This window comes from Phenylobacterium sp. (assembly GCF_965284355.1).
Lineage (GTDB): Bacteria > Pseudomonadota > Alphaproteobacteria > Caulobacterales > Caulobacteraceae > Phenylobacterium.
In genome coordinates this window covers 2,397,699-2,421,224 of record NZ_OZ260078.1, presented here as the reverse complement: position 1 = coordinate 2,421,224, position 23,526 = coordinate 2,397,699, and the positions used below count along the sequence as shown (strand labels likewise).

At 69.2% G+C, this 23,526-nt stretch carries 20 protein-coding genes and 1 pseudogene; 14 read left to right on the top strand and 7 right to left on the bottom strand.

The window, feature by feature from the left end:
* Positions 1-210: 210 nt before the first annotated feature.
* Positions 211-1,959, bottom strand: a complete 1,749-nt coding sequence (locus tag ACQ66R_RS11730; RefSeq protein WP_430422149.1) for a DUF885 domain-containing protein — start codon at positions 1,957-1,959, stop codon at positions 211-213.
* A 152-nt stretch (positions 1,960-2,111) separates the two neighbouring features.
* Between ACQ66R_RS11730 and ACQ66R_RS11725 the strand changes: the two genes are divergently transcribed.
* Positions 2,112-3,497 carry an amino acid permease gene (locus tag ACQ66R_RS11725; protein WP_430422147.1) on the top strand — a complete coding sequence of 462 codons (1,386 nt, stop codon included), beginning with the start codon at positions 2,112-2,114 and terminating at the stop codon, positions 3,495-3,497.
* Between the two features lie 140 nt (positions 3,498-3,637).
* Here the strand turns inward: ACQ66R_RS11725 and rfbD are convergent, their stop codons facing one another.
* Positions 3,638-4,525, bottom strand: coding sequence for a dTDP-4-dehydrorhamnose reductase (rfbD, locus tag ACQ66R_RS11720; RefSeq protein WP_430422145.1), 888 nt, complete (start codon positions 4,523-4,525; stop codon positions 3,638-3,640).
* Between the two features lie 117 nt (positions 4,526-4,642).
* Between rfbD and ACQ66R_RS11715 the strand changes: the two genes are divergently transcribed.
* Complete coding sequence (locus ACQ66R_RS11715; RefSeq protein ID WP_430422143.1) at positions 4,643-6,178, top strand: MATE family efflux transporter; 1,536 nt, start codon at positions 4,643-4,645, stop codon at positions 6,176-6,178.
* Here ACQ66R_RS11715 and ACQ66R_RS11710 read toward each other — a convergent pair.
* Complete coding sequence (locus tag ACQ66R_RS11710) at positions 6,135-7,358, bottom strand: serine hydrolase domain-containing protein (RefSeq protein ID WP_430422141.1); 1,224 nt, start codon at positions 7,356-7,358, stop codon at positions 6,135-6,137. The two genes, ACQ66R_RS11715 and ACQ66R_RS11710, sit on opposite strands and share 44 nt — an antisense overlap.
* Before the next feature lie 86 nt (positions 7,359-7,444).
* Here ACQ66R_RS11710 and ACQ66R_RS11705 point away from each other — a divergent pair, with 86 nt between their 5' ends.
* From ACQ66R_RS11705 to ribB, 7 genes and pseudogenes are all read left to right on the top strand, one after another.
* The gene (locus ACQ66R_RS11705) at positions 7,445-8,212 is read left to right on the top strand and encodes a crotonase/enoyl-CoA hydratase family protein (RefSeq protein WP_430422139.1); all 768 of its coding nucleotides are present in this window, start codon (positions 7,445-7,447) and stop codon (positions 8,210-8,212) included.
* An 87-nt stretch (positions 8,213-8,299) separates the two neighbouring features.
* A complete protein-coding gene (locus ACQ66R_RS11700; RefSeq protein ID WP_430422137.1) occupies positions 8,300-9,625 on the top strand; it encodes an acyl-CoA dehydrogenase family protein in 1,326 nt (441 codons plus the stop codon).
* Positions 9,626-9,686: 61 nt separating this feature from the next.
* A pseudogene (locus ACQ66R_RS11695) lies at positions 9,687-9,752 on the top strand (type II toxin-antitoxin system prevent-host-death family antitoxin); the annotation flags it as partial.
* 188 nt (positions 9,753-9,940) lie between these two features.
* On the top strand, positions 9,941-10,324 hold the full coding sequence (locus tag ACQ66R_RS11690) for a type II toxin-antitoxin system VapC family toxin (RefSeq protein ID WP_430422135.1): 384 nt from the start codon (positions 9,941-9,943) through the stop codon (positions 10,322-10,324).
* A 34-nt stretch (positions 10,325-10,358) separates the two neighbouring features.
* Entirely contained in the window at positions 10,359-12,116 is a 1,758-nt protein-coding gene (locus ACQ66R_RS11685) for a class I adenylate-forming enzyme family protein (protein WP_430422133.1), read from the top strand.
* 151 nt (positions 12,117-12,267) lie between these two features.
* Positions 12,268-12,843, top strand: a complete 576-nt coding sequence (locus ACQ66R_RS11680; protein ID WP_430422131.1) for an NADPH-dependent FMN reductase — start codon at positions 12,268-12,270, stop codon at positions 12,841-12,843.
* Positions 12,840-13,982 carry a 3,4-dihydroxy-2-butanone-4-phosphate synthase gene (ribB, locus tag ACQ66R_RS11675; RefSeq protein WP_430422129.1) on the top strand — a complete coding sequence of 381 codons (1,143 nt, stop codon included), beginning with the start codon at positions 12,840-12,842 and terminating at the stop codon, positions 13,980-13,982. The genes ACQ66R_RS11680 and ribB overlap by 4 nt, the downstream gene beginning before the upstream one ends.
* A 34-nt stretch (positions 13,983-14,016) precedes the next feature.
* Here ribB and ACQ66R_RS11670 read toward each other — a convergent pair whose 3' ends face one another.
* Positions 14,017-14,508 (bottom strand): hypothetical protein, encoded by a 492-nt coding sequence (locus ACQ66R_RS11670; RefSeq protein ID WP_430422128.1) that lies wholly within the window; start codon positions 14,506-14,508, stop codon positions 14,017-14,019.
* Between the two features lie 235 nt (positions 14,509-14,743).
* Between ACQ66R_RS11670 and ACQ66R_RS11665 the strand changes: the two genes are divergently transcribed.
* Together ACQ66R_RS11665 and ACQ66R_RS11660 are read left to right on the top strand one after the other, a co-directional pair.
* On the top strand, positions 14,744-16,525 hold the full coding sequence (locus ACQ66R_RS11665) for a M57 family metalloprotease (RefSeq protein ID WP_430422126.1): 1,782 nt from the start codon (positions 14,744-14,746) through the stop codon (positions 16,523-16,525).
* Positions 16,526-16,637: 112 nt separating this feature from the next.
* On the top strand, positions 16,638-17,336 hold the full coding sequence (locus tag ACQ66R_RS11660) for a DUF1013 domain-containing protein (protein ID WP_430422124.1): 699 nt from the start codon (positions 16,638-16,640) through the stop codon (positions 17,334-17,336).
* Positions 17,337-17,485: 149 nt separating this feature from the next.
* On the opposite strand, the gene ACQ66R_RS11655 is transcribed toward ACQ66R_RS11660, so the two are convergent.
* Positions 17,486-17,659 carry a YdcH family protein gene (locus ACQ66R_RS11655; protein WP_430422122.1) on the bottom strand — a complete coding sequence of 58 codons (174 nt, stop codon included), beginning with the start codon at positions 17,657-17,659 and terminating at the stop codon, positions 17,486-17,488.
* Positions 17,660-17,784: 125 nt separating this feature from the next.
* Here ACQ66R_RS11655 and ACQ66R_RS11650 point away from each other — a divergent pair, with 125 nt between their 5' ends.
* The 3 genes from ACQ66R_RS11650 to ACQ66R_RS11640 are packed head-to-tail and all read left to right on the top strand — an operon-like array spanning position 17,785 to position 19,057.
* Positions 17,785-18,384, top strand: coding sequence for a UbiX family flavin prenyltransferase (locus tag ACQ66R_RS11650; protein WP_430422121.1), 600 nt, complete (start codon positions 17,785-17,787; stop codon positions 18,382-18,384).
* A 1-nt stretch (position 18,385) separates the two neighbouring features.
* Positions 18,386-18,829, top strand: a complete 444-nt coding sequence (locus tag ACQ66R_RS11645; protein WP_430422119.1) for a TIGR02444 family protein — start codon at positions 18,386-18,388, stop codon at positions 18,827-18,829.
* Positions 18,830-18,841: 12 nt separating this feature from the next.
* On the top strand, positions 18,842-19,057 hold the full coding sequence (locus ACQ66R_RS11640; protein WP_430422117.1) for a YdcH family protein: 216 nt from the start codon (positions 18,842-18,844) through the stop codon (positions 19,055-19,057).
* A gap of 151 nt (positions 19,058-19,208) precedes the next feature.
* Here the strand turns inward: ACQ66R_RS11640 and ACQ66R_RS11635 are convergent, their stop codons facing one another.
* Positions 19,209-21,098 carry a glycoside hydrolase family 15 protein gene (locus ACQ66R_RS11635; protein ID WP_430426271.1) on the bottom strand — a complete coding sequence of 630 codons (1,890 nt, stop codon included), beginning with the start codon at positions 21,096-21,098 and terminating at the stop codon, positions 19,209-19,211.
* Positions 21,099-21,357: 259 nt separating this feature from the next.
* Entirely contained in the window at positions 21,358-23,517 is a 2,160-nt protein-coding gene (locus ACQ66R_RS11630; RefSeq protein WP_430422115.1) for an amylo-alpha-1,6-glucosidase, read from the bottom strand.
* Positions 23,518-23,526: the final 9 nt, after the last annotated feature.

Sequence of the window (23,526 nt, the reverse complement as noted above, 5' to 3'; positions counted from 1 at the left end):
GCGGAGATTCGTGCCCCGTCCGGGTTCAACCCTAGAATTGCGTGTTGCTCGAAAACATAGTCCAGCAGATCGACGTTGCATCATTATTTCTAATCAATGTTCAGATGCAAGTTGACGGATGTGTCACCTTCCCGACAGGCGTGTGGTTGCGCCTGCCCGGCGAGCCGTATCCCGGCCATGACGTTCAGAGAATTGGAGTTGGAAGGTCCGCTACTTCGACGCCTCGGCCGCGATCCAGGCGTCGATGCGGGCGTCCAGCATAGACATCGGCAGGGGGCCGGCCAGCAGGACGGCGTCGTGGAATCTCCGGATGTCGAAGCGCTCGCCCAGCTTGGCGCGGGCGCGGGCCTTCAGCTCCAGGAACTTGAGCTCGCCGATCTTGTAGGCCAGCGCCTGGCCGGGCCAGGAGATGTAGCGGTCGACCTCGACGGTGATGTTGAGCGGGGCCAGCGCGGTGTTCTCCAGGAAACACGCCTCGGCCTGTTTTCGGTCCCAGCCCTTCCAGTGGATGCCCGTGTCGGCCACGAGGCGGCATGCGCGCCACATCTCGTAGCTGAGCTGGCCGAAGCGCTCGTAGGCGTCGCGGTAGATGCCCATGTCGCCGGCCATCTTCTCGGAATAGAGGCCCCAGCCCTCCACGAAGGCCGTGACCCCGCCCTCGCGCCGGAACATCGGCACGTCCTTCAGCTCCTGGGCCAGGGCGATCTGCAGGTGGTGTCCGGGGACGGCTTCGTGGGCGGTCAGGGCCGGCAGCTCGTAGAGCGGCCGCTGGTCCAGCGCATAGGTGTTGACCATATACCCACCGGCTACCCCCTGATCTGGCGAGCCCTGGAAGTAGCGGCCGGTGGTATAGGCCGCCTCGATCTCGGGGGGCACGGGCCGCACGCCGTAGGTGAGGCGGGGCAGGGTTCCGTAGTAGCCGGGCAGCTTGTCGTCGATCCGCTTGGCGATCTCGGAGGCCTTCTCCAGCAACTCCTGGCGGCTCCTGGCGTAGAACTTCGGGTCCTTGCGCAGCATGGCGATGAAGGCGGGCAGGTCGCCGGTGAACCCCGTCTCCTTCATGATCACGAGCATCTGGGCGCGGATGCGGGCCACCTCGGATTCGCCCAGGGCGAAGACCTCGTCGGGGGTCTTGTCGGTGGTCGTGAAGTCCTTCACCGCGAAGCGATAGAACGCCTCGCCGCCGGGCGTGACGCGCACGCCCAGGCCCTTGCGGGCGGCCGGCGCATACTCGGTCTCGATGAAGGTCGCGAACTCTCGCTGGACGGGGCGGATCTTCTCGCGGACCACGGTCTCGGCGCGCGCGGCCAGCGCCGCCCAGCGGTCGGCGGCGACGCCGTCGGGCCGGGTGCGGAACGGCCGCAGCAGCGGGTCGCCGTCGATCGGCGCGGCCGCCGCGGCCTTGGCCCGGGCCAGGATGATGTTGATGGTGGGCTTGGGCTGGGTGAAGCCGGTCTTGATGCCGCGCCGGGCGTTGGCGACGTTGTCGCGATAGTAGCCGGGCAGCGCCTCCAGCCGGGCGATCCACGCCTCGGCGTCGGCCACCCCGCGCATCGGCGTGGTCGAGGCGACGTAGTTCAGAAGATCCTCGAAGCCGCCGTCCGACGAGACCGGCATGCGGGCGGTGTCGAACTGGATCTGCCCGACGCGGCTCTCCAGCTCCCAGGCCATGTAGCCGCGGTTGAGCGCGGCGTTGTCCGACAGGCCCTGCGCCGGGATCGCGACCAGCCGGGCCTGGAACGCCTTCAGCGCCGCCAGCCGCCGCGCGTCGGCCGCGGGGGTCACCTCGGGCAGTTTCGAGAGCGCGGCGCGGTCGCCTTGCCGTCCGGCCGTGATCGGGTCCTCGGCCAGCAGCCAGGCGTCGTAATCCGAGGCCAGTTTCGAGATCGCGGCATCGTCGGCCAGCGCCGGCCCGGCGGCCAGCACGAAGACGGCGGCGGCGAACAGGTGGCGGCGCATGCGATTTCTCCCCGAAAGGCGGCCAAGCTGGCGTGTGTTCGCCCGCGGGACAAGCGTTTCAGGGCAAGGCTTGGCAGTCCGGCCAAGCTCAGCGCAAATGACGCCTCAAGGAACCGGCGACACCCAGCCAAAGGGGCCGGAGAGGGGATCACATGAGTTTCATCACGCGTCGCAAGCCGCTGGAGCTGGCCGCGCCCGCCCATGGCGGCGGCCTGAAGGCCACCCTGGGCTGGCCGCATCTGCTGGCGCTGGGCGTCGGCGCGATCATCGGCACCGGCATCTACACCCTGACCGGCGTGGCGGCGGGGTTGGCGGGCCCAGCGGTGATCCTGTCGTTCGCCGTGGCGGGCGTCATCTGCGCCGGCGCGGCCCTCTGCTACGCCGAGATGGCCAGCCTGACCCCCCAGGCCGGCAGCGCCTACACCTACTCGTACGTCACCCTGGGCGAGACCCTGGCGTGGATCGTCGGCGTCGGGCTGATCCTGGAATACACCCTGGTCTGCAGCGCGGTGGCCGTGGGCTGGTCCGGCTACGCCTCGGGCCTGCTGCGCGGCGCCGGCGTGCCCGAGCTGCTGCTGAACGGCGGGGCGATCGACGTGCCGGCGATCTTCATCGCGCTGGTGGTCACCGGCGTGCTGCTGCTGGGCACCCGCGAGAGCGCCACGGTCAACTTCATCCTGGTGTGCGTGAAGCTGGTGGCGCTGGCCGCCTTCGTGGCCTTCACGATCCCGCACTTCGATGCGGCCAACTTCCAGCCGTTCGCGCCGTTCGGGTTCGGCGCCCACGAGATCGACGGCAAGAAGTACGGAGTGATGGGCGCGGCGGCGATCATCTTCTTCGCCTTCTACGGCTTCGACGCCATCTCGACCGCGGCCGAGGAGGCCAAGAACCCCAAGCGCGACCTGACCATCGGCATCGTGGGCTCGATGGCGCTGTGCACCCTGATCTACATGGTCATCGCCGCCGCGGCGCTGGGCGTGGTGCCCTACGAGCCCTTCTCCAAGAGCCCCGAGCCGCTGGCCTACGCCCTGAAGCAGCTGGGCCAGCCGGGCCCGGCGGCCATCATCGCGGGCGCCGCGGTCGTGGCGATGCCCACCGTCATCATGGTCTTCATGTTCGGCCAGAGCCGGGTGTTCTTCGCCATGGCCCGCGACGGCCTGCTGCCGCAAGGCCTGGCCAAGGTCGACGGCCGCGGCGTGCCGACCATGGTGACCATCTTCACCGGCGTCGTGGCCGCCGTCTTCGCCGGCCTGGTGCCGCTGGACGAGATCGCCTCGCTGGCCAACGCCGGCACACTTGTGGCGTTCATCGCCGTGGCCTTCGCGGTGATGGTGCTGCGCCGCCGTTCGCCCGAGCTGCCGCGCCCCTTCGTGACGCCGCTGGTCTGGGTGGTCGCGCCGCTGACCATCGCCGGCTGCATCTATCTGTTCGCCAGCCTGCAGACCCAGACGATGCTGTTCTTCCTGGGCGCGAACGTCCTCGGCGCGCTGGTCTACCTGCTCTACGGGCGGGTGAAGAGCCGGTTGGCGCAGGCGTAGCCCTACCAACGGCTTTCATCCCGGTTTTGGCACAGCCAAAGACCGGGACCCACGATCAGGCTCTGTGCTGGGGTGAGCGGGTAGCTCCGCGTTCGGCCGTGGGTCCCGGTCTTCGCCTGGCGGCGAAACCGGGATGACAATCAGGTCGCGACCTTTAGCTCAGCCACGATATCCCGCAGCGCCTCTTTCCAGTGCCGAGGCGTCACGCCGTAGACCTGCTCCAGCCGCGACAGATCCATAGTCGCGCGCAGCGGGCGCCGCGCGGGGGTCACGTAGTCGGCGGTCTTCTGGCCGCCCACCTCGGGCGCCTTGTCGCCCAGCGCCTGGGCGAAGATCTCGATGGCGAAGTCGCGCCAGGTCACCTCGCCCGAGTTGGCGAAGTGGACGACGCCGAACAGCGGGTCGCCGGCTTTCGCGGCCGACAGCTTCGGAGCGACTGCCAAGATGAAGCCCGCGAGGTCCGCGGCCGAGGTCGGGCGGCCCGACTGGTCGTCGACCACCTTCAGCGGGTTCCCGGCGGCGGCCACCCGCAGCATGGTCTTCACGAAGTTCTTGCCGTGGGGCGAGACGACCCAGGAGGTGCGGATGCTGAGGCTGCGCGGGTTCGCGGCGGCGACGGCGCTCTCGCCCTCCAGTTTGGTGCGGCCATAGGCGTTCAGCGGGTTGGTCGCCGCCGTCTCGGCGTAGGGCGCGCCGCCGTCGCCGTCGAAGACATAGTCGGTCGAGACGTTGATCACCGCCGCGCCCACCTCGGCGGCAGCCGCCGCGATGGCCCCGGGCGTGGTCGCGTTGATGGCGCGGGCCAGGTCGGTCTCGCTCTCGGCCAGGTCGACGGCGGTGTGGGCCGCAGCGATCACCACCACGTCAGGCCGGACCTCCCGCACCTTCGCCGCACAGCCGGCGGGATCGGACAGGTCGGCCTCGGCGCGGCTCAGCGCGGTCACCGATACGTCGTGGCCGGGCGCCTGGCGCAACAGCTCCACGCCGAGTTGGCCGGTGGTTCCGAACTGGAGGATCTGGACGGTCATGCCGCTTCCTTAAGCAGCGAAACCCTGACGCCTCAAGCCGGGCTGTGGCCGTGCGCCACGCTTGAACCGAAGGGCGGGCGGCCTTTAGAAGCGTCGGTACATAGGGGGAGCAATCACTTGAGCAGTCAGGCGGGAGCGGCGCGCGGGCCGGGCATGGGCCCCGGCGGCCGCAAGATGCCCGACCTGACCACGGGGCCGATCGGCAAGACGCTGATCCTCTTCGCCCTGCCCGTGATGGGCTCCAACATCCTGCAGTCCCTGAACGGCACGGCCAACGCGGTGTGGGTCAGCCACGTGCTGGGCGAGGCGGCGCTGACCGCCATCTCCAACTCCAACCAGATATTCTTCCTGATGCTGGGCGCGATGTTCGGCATGAGCATGGCCGCCAACATCATGATCGGCCAGGCCGTGGGGGCCGGCGACCGCGACATGGCCCGCCGGGTGGTGGGCACGGCCACCGTCTTCTTCCTGCTCCTGTCCACGCTGATCGGCGTCGCCGGCTACCACCTGACGCCGGCCATCCTCACCGGCATGGCCACGCCGCCCGACGCCAAGCGCGACGCCATCGCCTACCTGCGCGTGATCTTCACCGCGATCCCGATCGTCTACGGCTTCGCCTTCCTGATGATGGCCCAGCGCGGGGCGGGGGACTCGCGCACGCCCTTCTACTTCTCGCTGGTGGCGGTGCTGCTGGAGGTGACGCTCAACCCGCTGCTGATCATCGGCGTCGGGCCGTTCCCCAAACTCGACATCGTGGGTTCGGCGACCGCCACCCTGATCGCCCAGAGCACGACCCTGACGGTGATGGTGATCCACCTCTATCGCCGCAAGAGCATCCTGATGCTGACGCCCGCCGAGTGGCGCGCCTTCCGGCCGGACTGGCAGGTGGTGCGGAACCTCGTCTTTAAGGGCCTGCCCATGGCCTTCCAGATGATCGTCATCAGCCTGGCGGCGGTGACGATGATGAGCTTGGTCAACGGCTATGGCTCGACCACCGCGGCGGCCTATGGCGCGGCCGTACAGGTGTGGACGTATGTGCAGATGCCGGCGATGGCGCTGGGCGCGGCGGTGTCGTCCATGGCGGCCCAGAACGTCGGCGCGGGCAACATGGACCGGGTGAGCAAGATCGCGAAGACCGGCGTGCTGTACGCCGCCGTCTTCTCGGCCACGCCGATCGTGATCATCTATCTGCTGGATCCGTTCATCCTGCAGGCGTTCCTGCCGGCGGGCAGCGCGGCGCTGCCGATCGCGGTGCACATCAATTCCATCGTGCTGTGGGGCTTCATCCCCTTCGGCATGGCGTTCATCTTCTCGGGGATCGTGCGCGCCACCGGCGCGGTCTGGCCGCCGCTGATCGCCATGATCATCGCGCTGTGGGGCTTCCGGGTGCCGCTGGCCAACCTGCTGGAGCCGACGCTGGGCGCCGACGCGGTCTGGATCGCCTTCCCGGTCGGCAGCCTGGTGTCGCTGGCGCTGTCGGCCGCCTACTACCGCTGGGGCGGCTGGCGGAAGTCGCGGATGCTGCCGACGATGCCCCATGGCGAGGCCGCGGACACCGGGATGGCGCCGCCGTCGGGCGTGGAAGAGTCCGAGGTGGCGGCCGAGGCCGCTACCCGTACGTCTCCATCAGCGCCGAGTAAGCCAGCGTCCTGAGCTCGCGCCGGATCGGATAGGTGGACGAGGGCAGCAGCTGGGTCATGAAGACCGCCGTCACCTGCTCCACGGGATCGACCCAGAAGGCCGTCGAGGCCGCCCCGCCCCAGTAGAACTCGCCGTAGCTGCAGGGGATCAGGGTCTGCGGCGGGTCGAACACGGTGGCGAAGCCCAGGCCGAAGCCGACGCCGGCGTTGGTGCTCTCCGAGAACAGCGAGCGCGACAGCTCGGTCAGATCCTTGCCCCCGGGCAGGTGGTTGGAGGCCATCAGCTCGATGGTCTTGGGCGCCAGGATGCGCGCGCCGTCCAGTTCGCCGCCGTTCACCAGCATCGTGGCGAAGCGCATGTAGTCGGCCGCCGTGCCTACCAGCCCGCCGCCGCCGGACAGCAGCTTGGGCGGGGCGAGGTAGGGGCTCTTCTGGGCGTCGTCCTGCAGTTTCAGCTTGCCGCCGGGGGCGGCGTCATAGCAGGCGGCGAAGCGGGCCCGCTGGTCGTCGCGAACGTGGAAGCCGGTGTCGACCATCTTCAGGGGGTCGAAGATCCGCTCCTGCAACGCCTGGTCCAGCGGCTTGCCGCAGAGCTTCTGCACCAGATAGCCGCAGACGTCGGTGGCCACCGAATAGTTCCAAGCCTCGCCGGGCGAGAACTCCAGCGGCAGCCTGGCCAGCATCTGGATCATCGCTTCCAGGTCGTGCTCGCCGTGCATCGCCTCCAGCTTGAGCTTGCGATAGGCGGCGTCGATGTTGGTGCGGTTCTGGAAGCCGTAGGTCAGGCCCGACGTGTGGCGCAGCAGATCGACCACCTGCATCGGCCGGCTGGGCGGCGTGGTCAGGTAGGGGCCGGTCCCGGCGGAGAAGACGCCCAGGTCCTTCCACTCGGGGATGTGGCGCGCCACGGGATCGTCCAGGGCCACGACCCCTTCCTCGACCAGCTGCATCAGCGCCACCGAGGTGACCGGCTTGGTCATGGAATAGATGCGGTAGACCGTGTCCTCGGCCAGCTTCACGCCCCGCTCGGGGTCCTGCTGGCCCAGGATCGTCTGGTGCACCACCTCGCCGTTGCGGGCGAGCAGGAACTGGGCGCACGGCAGGCGGCCGGCGGCCACGTACTTCTCGTCCAGGAACCTGTCGATCCGCGCCAGGCGCTCCTTCGAGAAGCCGTGCTCTTTGGCTTTGCCCATACCGTTCCTCCCAAACTTCCCGCATTTGCCCTTGCGTTCCCCGCTGTCGCAAGCGCGACGATGCGCAAGCAGCAGGAGGCGCCCCCATGTCGAACGTCAGCTACGAGACCGACGGCCGCATCGCCATCGTCACCGTCGAGCGCCCCGAGCGGCGCAACGCCTACGACGGCGCCACCGCGCGCGAGCTCTACGACGTGTTCAAGCGGTTCGATGCCGACGAGGGCCTGGACGTGGCGGTGCTGACCGGCCGGGGCGGCTATTTCTGCGCCGGCGCCGATCTGAAAGGCATCAGCGAAGGCCGGGGCAACCCGGTGAAGCCGGACGGCGACTTCGGGCCCATGGGCGTCACCCGCCTGCGCCTGGGCAAGCCGGTGATCGCTGCGGTCGAAGGCCATGCGGTGGCGGGTGGGCTGGAAGTCGCTTGCTGGGCCGACCTGCGCGTGGCGGCCGAGGACGCGATCTTTGGCGTGTTCTGCCGCCGCTTCGGCGTGCCGCTGATCGACCTGGGCACCGTCCGGCTGCCGCGCCTCATCGGCCACTCGCGGGCCATGGACCTGATCCTCACCGGCCGCCCCGTGGACGCCGAGGAGGCCCTGGCCATCGGCCTGGCCAACCGTGTCGTGCCGAAGGGCGAGGCGCTGAACGCCGCTCTGGAGCTTGCCCGCCAGCTCTCGGCCTTCCCGCAGCTCTGCCTGCGCAACGACCGGCTCTCGGCCCTGGAGCAGTGGTCGCTCGATTGGGACGAAGCCACCGCCTACGAGGTCAAGGTCGGCATGGAGACCCTGCGCACCGGCTCGGCCGTGGAGGGCGCCACACGCTTCGCCTCTGGCCAGGGCCGCAGCGGCGCGTTCTGAATCAGCCATCCGAACAATGTTTGAATTTGCCGCGACCCGGGCATAGCATACCAAAAATACGAAAAGCTGCCGCCGGGGAGAAAGCGCATGGCGTGGGATTTCGAGACCGATCCTGAGTTCCAGAAGAAGCTGGACTGGATCGAGGACTTCATGCGCGACGAGGTCGAGCCGCTGTCGCACCTCGGCATGGCCGTGTTCTCCACCGAGGGCCGGAAGAAATTCATCAAGCCGCTGCAGGACAAGGTGAAGGCTGAGGGCCTGTGGGCCTGCCACCTGGGGCCTGAATTGGGCGGCCAGGGCTATGGCCAGCTCAAGCTGGCGCTGATGAACGAGAAGCTGGGCCGCAACAGCCTGGCCCCCTCGGTGTTCGGCTGCCAGGCGCCGGACAGCGGCAACGCCGAGATCATCGCCCACTACGGCACCGACGCGCAGAAGGAGAAATACCTCTGGCCGCTGCTGAACGGCGAGATCCGCTCGGCCTTCTCCATGAGCGAACCCACCGGCGGCTCTGACCCGCTCACCTTCACCACTCGCGCGGTGCTGGACGGCAATGAGTGGGTGATCAACGGCGAGAAGTGGTTCTCGACCAACGCCAAGTATTCCAAGGTGCTGGTGCTCTACGCCATCACCGATCCCGACGCGAAGGACCCGTACCGGCGCACCTCGATCTTCCTGGTGCCCACCGACACCCCCGGGGTCGAAATCATCCGCAACGTCGCCGTGGGCGCGGGCGGCGAGATCGGCGGCGGGAACGAGGCCTACGTCCGCTACAACAACGTGCGCCTGCCCTATGACGCGCTGTTGGGCGACCGCGGCGCGGCCTTCGTGATCGCCCAGGTGCGGCTGGGCGGCGGCCGCGTGCACCACGCCATGCGCACCGTCGGCGCCTGCCGTCATGCCCTGGATCTGATGTGCCAGCGCGCGGTGTCGCGCACCACCCGCGACGGGCGCCTCGCCGACCTGCAGATGGTGCAGGAACAGATCGCCGACAGCTGGATCGCGGTGGAGAGCTTCCGCCTGCTGGTGCTGCGCACCGCCTGGCTGATCGACAAGCACAAGGACTACCAGAAGGTCCGCAAGGACATCGCCGCCATCAAGGTGGCCATGCCCAAGGTCTACGGCGACGTGGCCCAGAAGGCGGCCCACCTGCACGGCGCGCTGGGCGTCTCGAACGAGATGCCGTTCATGCGGATGGTCAATTCGGCTCTGGTCATGGGCATCGCCGACGGCCCCACCGAGGTCCACAAGGTGACCCTCGCGAAGCAGGTGCTGAAGGACTACACGCCCGACAACGACCTCTTCCCGAACTACCACATCCCCAAGCTCCAGGAGGAAGCCCGCAAGCGCTTCGCCAAGGAACTGGGCGAAATCCGCGACCACTACGCGGCGCGAAGGGCGACCGAGAAGGCATGACGTTGCCTGACGCCACCCATCGTCCTATATTGGTCCACTTGATGGTCCAAAAGGGCGTCTCATGCGCGTCTCCCTCAGTGAAGCAAAGGCCCAGCTGACCGACCTTGTCCGCCGGGCCGAGGCGGGCGAGGAGGTCGTGCTGACCCGTCATGGCCACGAGGTGGTGCGGCTCCAGCCGGTGGTCGGCGCCATAGACATGGAACGGCGCCGCCGCGCGTTGGAGGACGTCATGCGGACCGGCCCCGCGAACATCATGCCCGGACCCGACGCGGCGCGTAGCCAGGACTTCCTCTACGACGACGACGGCCTTCCCGATTGATCGCCATAGACACCTCCGCCTTGATGGCGATCGCCGCTCGTGAACCCGCAGCCGACGCCTGCGTCACACGGTTGATGAGCGACACCGAGTTGCTGATCTCGGCGGGAACCCTCGCCGAAGCCCTGATCGTGGCCGCGCGCCGCAATCTGCAGGCCGAGATGGACCGTCTTGTGCGGGACCTGCAGTGGCAGGTTGTTCCGGTCACCCAGGCGACGGCCGTGGCTATGGCGAAGGCCTATGCAACCTGGGGCAAGGGCGTGCATCCGGCCGCCCTGAACTACGGCGATTGTTTCGCCTACGAAGTGGCCCAGAGATACAGCTGTCCGCTGCTGTTCGTAGGGGACGATTTTTCCCGGACCGACGTGCGGAGCGCCTTGTAGGCTAACGCAGGGTCCGACCCCTAGAGGCGCTTCGATGACCGATTCCCCCAAGTCCTGGCCCGTGATGTCGATCGCCGAGGCGCATGCGCGCCTGACCGGCCCCGGCTCGCCCTTCGAGATCGAGGAACAGGTCATCCGCGGCATCCCGACGAAGACCTGGAAGAACGCCCCGCCCACCCTTCGCGACGTGTTCCTGAACGGCCAGCGGTTCAAGGACCGCGAGTTCCTGGTCTACGACGACGACCGCGCCACCTACGACGCGTTCGGCCGCGCCACCATCACCCTGGCCCACCGCCTCATCGCCGACGGCGTGAAGAAGGGCGACCGGGTCGCCGTGATCATGCGCAACCTGCCGGAATGGGCCGTCTGCTTCTGGGCCGGCCAGCTGGTGGGCGCCATCGTGACGCCGCTGAACGCCTGGTGGACGGGCGCCGAGCTGGAATACGGCCTGGCCGACTCCGGGACCAAGGTCGCCTTCGTCGACGACGAGCGCCTGGACCGGGTCGAGGAATTTCTGGAGAAGCTGCCCGACCTCGAAAAGGTCTACGTCACCCGCCACGCCGCTCCCGGTCTGCCGATCAAGTGCGAGCGGCTGGAGGACGCGATCGGCGTCGTGAACAGCTGGGGCAGCCTGCCGGAACAGGCGATGCCCGACGTTCCGCTGGGCCCCGAGGACGACGCCACCATCCTCTACACGTCCGGCACGACCGGGCGGCCGAAGGGCGCGCTCGGCACTCACCGCAACATGACCTCCAACATCGGCGCCGGCGGTATCTCGGCGGCGCGGAACTTCCTGCGCGCGGGCGAGCCGCTGCCCGAGATGGATCCGCTGAAGGTTCCCCAGCGCTGCACCCTGCTGGTCGTGCCCATGTTCCACGCCACCGGCCTGTCGGCGACCCTGGGCCCGACGATGAACTCGGGCGGCAAGATCGTGCTGATGCGCCGCTGGGACGCCGAGCCGGCCATGAAGCTGATCGAGCGTGAGAAGGTCACCGCGACCGGCGGGGTCCCGACCATCGCCTGGCAACTGATCGAGCATCCGGCGCGCGCGAAGTACGACCTCTCGTCGCTGGTGGCGGTGACCTACGGCGGCGCCCCGTCGGCGCCCGAACTGGTGCGCAAGATCGCCGAGATCTTCCCCGGCTCGCAGCCCGGCAACGGCTGGGGCATGACCGAGACCACGGCCACCTTCACCAGCCACCTGGGCCGCGACTACGAGAACCGCCCCGACAGCGCCGGCCCCGCCGCCCCCGTGGGCGAGATGCACGTGCGCGACCCGGCCGACGGCAAGACCATCCTGCCGGTCGGAAGCGTCGGCGAGCTGTGGGTCAAGGGCCCGCAGGTGGTGAAGCTGTACTGGAACAAGCCCGAGGCCACCGCCGAGACCTTCCAGGACGGCTGGCTGCGCACCGGCGACCTGGCGCGGATCGACGAGGAGGGCTTCCTCTTCATCATCGACCGGGCAAAGGACATGCTGATCCGCGGCGGCGAGAACATCTACTGCGTCGAGGTCGAGAACGTCCTCTACGACCACCCCGACGTGATGGACGCCGCCATCGTCGGCATCCCGCACAAGACGCTGGGCGAGGAACCGGGCGCGGTGGTCCACCTCAAGCCGGGCGGCACGGCCACCGAGGCCGAGCTGCGCGCCTTCGTCCGCGAACGGCTGGCGGCGTTCAAGGTGCCGGTAAAGGTGGCCTTCTGGCCCGAGACGCTGCCCCGCAACGCCAACGGCAAGATCCTCAAGACCGAGCTGAAGAAAGTGTTCGCCGCCGAAACCGAGACGGCGTGAGACGCCCCCTCCACCGCTACGCGGTCCCCCTCCCCCATGGGCATGGGGGAGGAACTGGACGCCTCGAATGGCCGAGTTCCTCACCCGCTCGCGGGGGAGGGGGACCACGAAGTGGTGGAGGGGGCGCGTCTGGCGCGCTATGCGCTGAAGGATGACAACGAAACCCCTCATCGTCGGCCTCGGCGGAACCGTGCGCGCGGGCTCAACCACCGAGAAAGCGCTGATCTGCGCGCTGAAGGCGGCCGAAGCGAAGGGGGCCGAGACGCACCTCCTGGGCGGCGCCTTCCTGTCGGGCCTGCCGATCTTCGACCCGCGCCCCGGCGAAACCAACGCGTCCCAGCAGGAACTGGCTGACGCCATCCGCCGCGCCGACGGCGTGATCGTGGCCAGCCCCGGCTATCACGGCTCGATCTCGGGGGTGATCAAGAACGCCCTCGACACGCTGGAACTCACCCGCACCGACGCCGACCCCTACCTCAGCCACAGGGCGGTGGGCACGATCATCACCGCCGACGGCTGGCAGGCCGCGGGGACGACCTTGATGGCGCTGCGTGCGATCATACATGCCCTGAGGGGCTGGCCGACGCCGTTCGGAGCGGCCCTGAATGCGGGAACCAGCCTGTTCGACGAGGCCGGCGACTGCCGAGACCAGAAGGATGCCTGGCAGCTCGCCACCGTCGCCGAACAGGTGGTCGAGTTCGCCCAGATGAAAGCCCTATCGCGATGAAACGCCCCTACCTCGTGCCGCCCTCGGGCTCCGACGAAGACCCTGTGAAGGGCGCGATCAGCCCCATCGAGGACATCATCGAGGACGCCCGCAACGGGCGACCCTACATCCTCGTCGACGCCGAGGACCGGGAAAACGAGGGTGATGTCATCATCCCGGCCCAGTTCGCCACGCCCGAGCAGATCAACTTCATGGCCAAGCACGCGCGCGGCCTGATCTGCCTGTCGATCACCGGCGAGCGCGCCCGCCAGCTGCGACTGCCGCCCATGGCGCACGAAAACGGCTCGGGTCACGGCACGGCCTTCACCGTCTCGATCGAGGCCCGCGAGGGCGTGACGACGGGCATTTCGGCCCACGACCGGGCCCACACGATCGCGGTGGCGGTGGATCCCACCAAGGGCGTGGACGACATCGTCTCGCCGGGCCACGTGTTCCCGCTGGTGGCGCGCGATGGCGGCGTGCTGGTCCGCGCCGGCCACACCGAGGCCGCCGTCGACATCAGCCGCATGGCCGGCCTGAACCCCGCCGGCGTGATCTGCGAGATCATGAAGGACGACGGGTCGATGGCGCGCCTGCCCGATCTCGTCGCCTTCGCCCAGCTGCACGGCCTGAAGATCGGCACGATCGCCGACCTGATCGCCTACCGCCGTCGCACCGAGCGGCAGGTGGAGCGGGTGCTGGAGACGCCGTTCGAGAGCGCCTACGGCGGCAGGTTCCGGATGGTGATCTACCGCAACTCGATCGACCAGACCGAGCACGTGGTGCTCACCAAGGGCAAGATCGATCCCGACACGGCCACTCTGGTCCGCATGCACCGCGTGGACATGGCCGCCGACATGCTGGGCGCGGTCGAGACGCGGCGCGAGTACGTGCCCCGCGCGCTGAAGGCCCTGGCCGCCTACGACGGCGCCGGCGTGGCGGTGTTCATCCGCGACAGCAACCCGCATTGGCTCAGCGAGCGCTACGGCCAGGCCCCGGTCGACCACACCGAAAACGTGCTGCGCGACTACGGCATCGGCGCCCAGATCCTGCTGGACCTGGGCGTGCGCGACATGATGCTGCTCAGCAGCTCGCAGACCGTGCTGCCGGCCTCGGCGGGCTATGGCCTGAAGATCGTCGGGCGGATGCCGCTGGCTTAGTCGCCTGTCCCTGCGCAGCGGAAGCAGGGAAGGCTCAAGGGCTTAGCTCGTCCCGTAACGCCCGCCCCAGCCTCAGCGACGCCAGCTGCAGGTCGCCGGCGGTATCGTCGCTGGGCGCGGCCTTGTGGGCCTTCAGCGCATTGCCGAACTTGACCATGCGGTCCTCGACGGCGCCCTTCTCGTAGATCGACATCTCGCCCCAGTAGAGCTGCCAGAACCGCGCCTCGGCGGTCGCCCAGGCGGGCGTGCCCACGGGGGTGTTGGCCAGGGTCGAGGCGACCTGCGAGGCCTCGGTGAAGATCGCGAACTTGCGCTTGTCGACGTCGGGGTTGGCCGGGATGGCCGTGACGGGGGACGCGGTCGCCGGAGCCGTCGCGGCGGGCGCCTTGGCCGGCGGCTCCCGCCCGTCGAAATAGACGAACACGGCCCAGACGCCCCCGGCGGCCACCGTGACGACCGGCAGCCAGGCTTTCAGGGCGCCCAGCACCCGTCCGTCCGCCTTGGGATCGCTGCCGTCCGCGGTCATGGGCCTCGCCAGCCGTTCCGCGGGCAGCCTACGCCGCGCCCACGCGCTGCGAAAGCGGGGGAAGGGCGGCTCATCTAGCCGTTCTGCGGAAAGTGCGGCACTGTCGGCAAATCCGTGATTGCGGGCCGGGCGTATCTTCAACACGTGCGCGTCACGGCCGCACGGGGTCCGCGTGGTGCGGATTCACCCGTTCCCTTAAGGAATTGAAGGGGATGGGTAGACCTAGAGTGTGGAAATGCCCAGCGAGTCCAGTCCCGCGTCCCTGACCGAAACCGACCTGGCCGTCCGCGCCTTCGCCGCCGATGGCGCGGCCTGCAGCTGCCCGCTGTGCGCCGGCGCGGCCATCGTCGTCGAAACAGGCGCGCCGCCCTTCGAGTCCTACCTGAACGCCGACGAGCGCGCCGGACCGACGGCCAACGGCAAGCCCAGCTTCACGAGCGACCGCGCCGGCCTGCAGATGACCGGGTTCGATCCCGTCACCATGCAGCCCTATCCCGGATGGGGCGGCGTGGCGGGCCAAGCCTACACCGTCACCTACGCGTTCCGGGCGTCCGAGCCGACCCAGATGCCGTCTGACACCAGCGGCTTCCAGCGCTTCAACGCGGCCCAGATCGCGGCCACCGAGCTTGCGATGCAGGGCTGGTCCGACGCGGCGAACATCCGGTTCCAGCGGGTGGGCTTCGGCGACACCGGCGAGGACGCCTATTCCAACGCCGCCCAGATCCTGCTGGCCAACTATACCGACGGCGCCAAGGGCTCCTCGGCCTTCGCCTTCTATCCCGGCCGGTCCGAGAGCAGCGGGGACGTGTGGGTGAACCTGACCGTTGGGACCAATTCGTTCCCGGTCGTGAACAACCAGGGCATGCAGGTGCTGCTGCATGAGATCGGCCACGCCATCGGGCTCGCGCACCCCGGCGACTACAACGCCGACGAGGACACGGTCATCACCTATGCGGCCGACGCCGAGTATTTCGAGGACAGCCGCCAGTACACGGTGATGAGCTACTTCTCGGCGACCAACACCGGCGCCAGCTACGGGACAACGTTCCCGGCCGCGCCGCAGATGGACGACATCCGGGCCATCCAGATCGAGTATGGCGCCAACATGTCGACCCGCACGGGCGACACCACCTACGGCTTCAACTCGAACGCCGAGCGGGCATGGTTCGCGATCGCGAACAGCTCGTCGCGGGTCGTGTTCGCGGTCTGGGACGCCGGCGGCAACGACACCTTCGACTTCTCGGGCTACTCCCAGAACCAGACCATCGACCTGCGCGAGGGCTTCTTCTCCAACGTCGGCGCGCTGGTGGGCAACGTGGCCGTGGCCCAGGGCGCGAAGATCGAGAACGCCATCGGCGGCTTCGGCGCCGACACCATCAACGGCAATGCGGTGGACAATTCGATCGACGGCGGCCCCGGCGCCGACCGGGTCGCGGCCGGCGCGGGCAATGACACCATCGATGGCGGATCGGGCTCGGGCTATCTGCGCGGCGACGAGGGCGCCGACTCCATCCTCGGCGGCGCGTCGTTCGACGACATCAACGGCAACATGGGCAACGACACCGCCTTCGGCGGCGGCGGCGACGACTGGGTCGTGGGCGGCAAGGACAACGACGTCCTCTACGGCAACGAGGGGACCGACCTCGTCTACGGCAACCTGGGCGACGACGTCCTGATCGGCGGCGAGGGGGCCGACACCCTGCGCGGCGGCCAGGGCGCCGATAGCCTGATGGGCGACGCCGGAGCCGACTATGTCTCGGGCGACCGTGGGAACGACACCATGGCCGGCGGCGCCGGCGCCGACCTGTTCCACAGCTTCACCGGCGCCGACATCGACCGCATCACCGACTTCAATTTCGCGGAGGGCGACCGCGTTCTGCTGGACGTGGGGACGACCTACACCGTGGCCCAGGTGGGCGCCGACACCGTGCTGACCCTGGGCGGGGCCAGCGACCAGGTGATCCTGGTGGGCGTCCAGATGAGCGCGCTGGGCGACGGCTGGGTGATCATCGGCTAGCGGCGAGAAATCCCGTTTTCAGTCGGCGTTATCCGGCCTATAGAAAGAAACCCACCGCCCGGCCGAAAGGCCGGGCGCCTTCGTTTTCGAGACACGACTCCAAGGTCCAAACATGACCCAGATCCTGATGCCCAAGGCGACCGCCGTCTGGCTGGTGGACAACACCTCGCTCACCTTCGAGCAGATCGCCGATTTCTGTGTTCTGCACCCGCTCGAGGTGAAGGGGATCGCCGACGGCGAAGTGGCGCGCGACATCCGCGGCGCCGACCCGATCGCCAACGGCCAGCTGTCGCGCGACGAGCTCGACGCGGCCGAGAAGAACCCCAGCTACCGGATGAAGGCCCAGAAGAGCCGGCACGCCGAGCTGCTGAAGCCGGTCAAGAAGTCGCCGCGCTACACGCCGGTGTCGCGTCGCCAGGACCGCCCGGACGCCATCGCCTGGTTCATCCGCAACCACCCGGAAGTGGCCGACAGCCAGGTCGCCCGCCTGCTGGGCACCACCAAGGCCACCATCGACCAGGTGCGCAACCGCCAGCACTGGAACTCGGCCCAGATCAAGCCGGTCGATCCCGTGACCCTGGGCCTCGCCACCCAGCTCGAGCTGGACGCCGTGGTGCGTAAGGCCGCCGACAAGAAGGCCAAGGACGACGCCCGCAAGGGGATCGTCGAGCCCGAGGGCGCCACCCTGCGCCCGGCGGCCGAGACCGGCGCGCCCGTCGAGGAGCCCGAGGACGATCACGAGGATCACCGCACGCACACCGCCGCGTCGGTCTTCGCCGATCACGACGACGAAGACGGCGACGAGGACTAGCGAGGTCTTCCCTCCCCTGCGGGGAGGGACAGCTCGCCAACGGCGAGCAGGGTGGGGAAGTCACGGATAAGCGCGGACACTGGGGATGATCCACACATCCCCACCCGTCTCGCTTCGCTCGCCACCCTCCCCAGGGGGAGGGATGCGCCCTAATGCATGTGGCCGCGAAGGGTCTCGATCTCTTCCTTCAGCCTCAGCTTCTGTCGCTTGAGTTCCTTGAGTTTGATGTCGTCGGCAGATGGCCGTCTCATCTCGTCCTGGATGGCCTGTTCCAGGGACTGGTGACGGGATCCGAGTTCACGGATCCGGGCATCTAGCGCCATGCGTAGTGCCTCCTCGCAGTTGGACAGCGCCTAAGTGAACACCCGCTTCCCGCCGCTGTCAGATCACATATGTTTGCACGCGGTTCCGCTGGAACCAGATCGCGTCGGGGGTCGGTAGTTCTCGTATGGCCAACTCGGAAAAGTCGCGCCTGATCGTGGCCATCTCGGGCGCGTCCGGGGTCGCCTACGGCCTGCGCGCGCTGGACGCGTGCCGCGAGCTGGGCGTCGAGAGCCACCTCGTGATGAGCCGCTCGTCCGCGCTGACCCTGGACCAGGAGACCGAGCTTTCGGTCGCCGACGTCCAGGCCCGCGCCGACGTGGCGCACAAGGCGGGCGACGTGGGCGCGTCCATCGCTTCCGGCTCGTTCCAGACCCTCGGCATGATCGTCGCGCCGTGCTCGGTGCGCACGATGAGCGAGATCGCCACCGGCGTGACGGCCTCACTGCTGACCCGCGCCGCCGACGTCACCCTGAAGGAACGCCGGCCGCTGGTGCTGATGGTGCGCGAGACGCCGCTGCACCTGGGCCACCTGCGCACCATGGTGAAGCTGACCGAGATGGGGGCCGTCATCGCGCCGCCGCTGCCGGCCTTCTACGCCAAGCCCCAGTCGCTGGAGGAGATGGTGGACCAGTCGGTGGGCCGCGCGCTCGACCTGTTCGGCCTGGCCTGGAAGCCGGTGAAACGTTGGGGCCTCGACGTGGGCCCCGTGAAAGGCGGGGCCTGAGATGTCGATCTGGGAATGGGCGCTCAGGGCGTATGCCCAGCCCGGCGTGCCCGACGCCTGCCTCAGGCTGCAGGATGACCACGGCCAGAACACCTCGCTGCTGCTGTGGGCCGTCTACGCCGAGACCAAGGACCCCGTCCTGCTGGCCCGCGCCGCCGAGGCCGCCCGGGCCTGGGACGCCACGGCGCTGAAGCCGCTGCGCGAGGTTCGCCGCGCCCTGAAGCCGCCCCTGCCGCCGTTCGACGACGACGCCCGGCTCAGCCTCCGCGAGGAGGTCAAGGGCCTCGAACTGGCGGCCGAGCGCCTGCTGCTGGAGACCCTGGCTGATCTGTCGCACGGCCAAGGCGGGGCGCACGCGCTGGAAGCCCTGGAAGCCGCCTCGCAGGCGTGGGACAAGCCCGCGCCCGCCGACGCGCTGGCCGAACTCGCCGCCGCGCTCGCTTAGGACATGGCGTACATGATCGACTACTCGACCTTCACCGAAGAGGCCCTCGAGGCCCGCTGGAAGGACCTGAGCCAGGATCACGCCGACCTGGACGCCGCCATCCAGGCCCTGGCCGCCAGCCCGGTGCCCGACCTCGTCATCATCGGCCGCCTCAAGCGCAAGAAGTTGGCCCTGAAAGACGAACTGGCCCGCATCGAGCACTACCTCAACCCCGACATCATCGCGTGAGCGGCTTCCCTCCCCCTTGTGGGGAGGGACAGATCGCCAAAGGCGATCAGGGTGGGGGAGTCGCGATCCTCCCGCCCTCAGCACTCCGACCCCCACTGCCTCACCCTGGCCGCGGGCGCGGCCTGTCCCTCCCCATCAAGGGAGGGAAGGATTACCGGATGCTTTGCCAGCTTTTCGACAGCAGGTTGGCGCAGTTGATCAGGCCGACCAGCGAGTAGGTCTGCGGGTAGTTGCCCCACAGTTCCTGCCCGTCCAGCGAGATGTCCTCCGACAGCAGCCCCGCCCGCGTCCGCCGGCCCAGCATCTCCTCGAACAGCTGCCGCGCCTCAGCCGTGCGGCCCGACAGGTGCAGCGCCTCGATCAGCCAGAAGGTGCAGAAGTTGAACGCCGTCTTCGGCAGGCCGAAGTCGTCGGGGATGGCATAGCGCAGCATGTAGGGACCGCGCCGCAGGCCCTTCTCCACCGCCGCCATGGTCGCGGCCATCCGCGGGTCGTCGGCCGGCAGGAAGCGCACGTCCACCAGCTGCAGCAGCGAGGCGTCCAGCTCATCGCCCTCGAAGGTCGCGGCGAAGCGGCCCTCCGCCGCGTTCCAGGCGCGGGTCTCGATGGTCTGGCGCACCTGGGCGGCGCGGGCGTTCCAGTACTCGGCCCGGTCGGCCAACCCGAGACGGCCCGCCGCATTGCCCAACCGGTCGCAGGCCGCCCAGCACATCACCGACGAATAGGTGTGCACCGCCTCGCGGCCCCGGAACTCCCAGAGGCTGGCGTCGGGCTTGTCGTGCAGTTCGAAGGCCCGCTCGCCGATCGGCTCCAGGGCCCGGAAGTCGTCGGCGTTGGCCGGTCGCAGCAGGCGCTCGTCGAAGAACGCCTGCACGGTCGACAACACGATCTGGCCGTAGACGTCGTGCTGCAGGTGCTCGTGCGCCTGGTTGCCCACACGGACCGGCCCGATGCCGCGATAGCCCGGCAGGTGCGGGGCGGTCCATTCGGTCAGCACGGGCTCCAGCCCCACGCCGTAGACCGGCTGCACATGGCCCGCCCGGCCGTTGGCGGGCTTGCCCGGCGCCAGCCCCGGCAGCTCGGGCTGCGCCGACGCCGGCGCGCCGGGCCGCATGTCGCCGCGGTTGGCCAGGTCCACCAGGTTGCGCAGGTAGACGAGGTAGTTCTCCAGCATGTCGGCCGCGCCCAGCCGGTTCAGCGCCTGGACCACGTAGTACGCGTCGCGCAGCCAGCAGTAGCGGTAGTCCCAGTTGCGGCCGGCGCCGGCGGCGGCCTCATGCTCGGGCAGCGAGGTGGTCAGCGCCGCCACGATGGCGCCGGTCTCCTCGTAGGCGCACAGCTTCAGCGTGATCGCCGCGCGGATCACCGCCTCCTGCCACTCCAGCGGCACTGACAGGGTGCGCACCCAGCCGCGCCAGTAGTCGGTGGTCTCGCGCAGCATGCGCGCCGCCGTGGTCGAGACGTCGGCGTCCAGCCCCTCGTCGGGGCCCAGGAACAGGCCGATGGGCTCCTCCAGCCGGAACGGGCGCTCCTCCAGGATGTGGCTCACCGGCGCGTCGGTGGTCAGCCGCAGGGTGGTCTCGTCGCTGGTGTAGCGGATGTGGTTCGACCCGGCCGTGGTGGGGCAGGGCCGCTCGCCGTAGGTCATCGTCGGCCGCAGCCGGATGCGGATGCGCGGCGCGCCCCGCAGCGGCCGCACGATCCGCACGAACGCCAGCGGCCGGTACTGCCGCCCCAGGTGACGGTAGCGCGGCGAGAAGTCGATGATCTCCACGGCCGCGCCGTCGGCGTTGACGATCTCGGTCCGCAGGATCGGCGTGTTGCGCAGATAGGCCTGGGTGGTCTCGGTCGCGCCCTCCACCTCGATGGCCCAGACGCCCGTGGCGTCCTCGGCTTCGGCGGCCTTGCCACTGAGCAGGCCGGAAAAGAACGGGTCGCCGTCAACCCGCGGCACACAGGCCCACACATAGCGGCCGGCGCGGTCGATCAGGGCGCTGGCGGCGCAGTTGCCGATGGGGAACAGGTCCAGGGACTGGGTCAGGGTGTTCCTCCGCAAAGCTCACGATCCAGCCGCCGCGCCCCGCCAAGGTCGGCTGCCCGACGAAGGAAACGCAGCCGACGGACGTTGGCTCCGCAGGGTCAGCCGCGGCTGCGCCGCAGGCGCCGTCATCTGGAACCACGGAAAACACGGAAGGACACGGAAAGCGCTCCGCGCCTGAACCCGCCTTCCGTGGCCTTCTGTGTTTTCCGTGGTTCCAATCTGCTGCGCTGACGCGCCCACGCGGCCGAGGCGTTCGCGCCTATCCGCCGTACCGCACCCGCAGGCTGGGGCCGCGGCTGTTGGAGTGGACGGCCACGCGGGAGCCGATGCGTTCGAAGGTGAGGTCGATGGCGCCGTCGCCGATGCGCAGGTCGCGGATGCTGAGCTGGTCGATGCCGGTGGGCAGGACGGGGTCGCGCACCTCCACCTGCGAGCACTCGGCGTCGATCGAAAGGCCCAGGCACGCCTGCAGCAGCATGAACACCGACCCCGCCGCCCAGGCCTGCGGCAGACACGCCACCGGATAGGCCACCGGCGGCTCGCCGGCCGCGCGGGGGAAGCCGCAGAACAGCTCGGGCAGGCGCATGTCCAGCTGGGACCTGCCGCTTCGAACAAGGCCGCCGTCAGCTTCACCACGCTCTCCGCGCTCCCCGTAGTAGGACAGCCCCAGCGCCGCCACCGCCGTGTCGTGCGGCCACACCGAGCCGTTGTGATAGCTCATCGGGTTGTAGCGCGGCTCGTGCACCGCCAGCGTCCGCAGGCCCCAGCCCGAGAAGAAGTCCGCGCTGAACATCCGCTCGGCCATCTGCTGCGCCCGGTCGGCGCGGGGCAGGCCGGTCAACAGCAGGTGGCCGGGGTTCGACGCCATCACCCGGCAGAGCTCGTTCTGGCCGTCCAGCGCGATGCCGTAGAAGCCGGCCTCGTCCATCCAGAAGCGTTCCTCGACCACCTGCCGCAGATGCTGCGCCCGCGCGCTCCAGGCTTCGGCCGCGGCGTTGTCGCCGCGCCGCGCCGTGAGGTCGGCCATCGTCCGATACGCCGCGTAGGCGTAGCCCTGCACCTCGACCAGCGCCACCGGGCCCTCGGGGAAGCGTCCGTCGGCGTGGAAGATGGAATCACCCGAGTCCTTCCAGCCCTGGTTCACCAGCCCACCGTCCATCGCCCGCGCGTAGGCGATCAGGCCCAGGGGGTGCCGCTCGGCCATCATCACCAGCCAGCCGGCCGCCCGCTCCAGCGCCGGCCACCACTGGTCGATCTGGGCGTAGTCGCTCGTGCGCTGGGCGTAGGCGCCGGCCAGGGCCACGAACAGCGGCGTCGTGTCGACCCCGCCGTAGTAGCGGCCGAAGGGCACCTCGCCTAAGGCGGCCATCTCGCCGCGCCGGGTCTCGTGCATGATCTTGCCGGGCTCGGAGTCGCGGAACGCCGAGGTCTCCTGCGCCTGCCATGACGCCAGGTACGACAGCACCCCCTTAGCCAGCACCGGCTCGAACCACAGGATTTGCCAGGCGGTGATGATCCCGTCGCGGCCGAAGCAGGTCGAGAACCAGGGGATGCCCGCGTACGGGTAGGGCCCCGTCGGCATCGGCGTGGTCAGCAGCGCCAGGTCCGAGCGCGACTTGTCGAGCCAGGCGTTGAACAGCCGGCCGTTGGTGGTGATCCGCGCGCCCTGCCGGCGCCGTTCGCGCATGGCGAAGCGAGCCCGCGCGGCGGCGGCGCGGAAGCGCGCCCGCGACGGCGGCTCGGTCCCCTCGTCGCCCACTTCCACATAGATCTCGCGGCACTGCTCGGCGTCGATGGCCATGCGGAACGAGGCCTCGCCCGCGGCGATGACGTCCGGGGTCTCGGAAAACGCCACCACGCTGGTCCGGCCCACGCCATCGAGGCCCTTATAGCGGAAGCAGACCGACTGGCTCAGCACCTGGGGCGCGAACAGCTCCCCGCGGCCCCGGCGCCGCGCGCCACGCACTTCGAACATGTCGCGGAAGTCCGCCGCGAACTGGAACATCAGCGGCAGTTCCATCACTTCGGGGGCGTAGTTGGTCAGCCGGATGCGCTCGTACAGACGCTCGTCCCAGAGGAAGCGCTTGCGCTCGATGTGCACCACGCCGGGCGGGCCGGCCGGTCCGGCCGGCGCCGGGATCGCCCGGTTCAGGCCATGGCTGGTGAAATAGACGTTGTCCTGGCTCACCGCGCCCGACAGCAGGGTGGGCGCGCGGCCGCCCAGGGTGAGCTCCCAGCGCGACAGGATGCGGGTGTCGTCGTGGAACAGGCCGTCGGCCGCGCCCACGATATCGCCATGGCTGTCGGCCACGATGAAGGTATCGCGATCCTTCAGCGCATACAGCCGCTGGGGAACGCGGGGTTCCTCGATCTCGCCCCACTCGACGGGGGCGGCATGTTCAGGCGCCAGGTCGTTCATGGGTTCGCC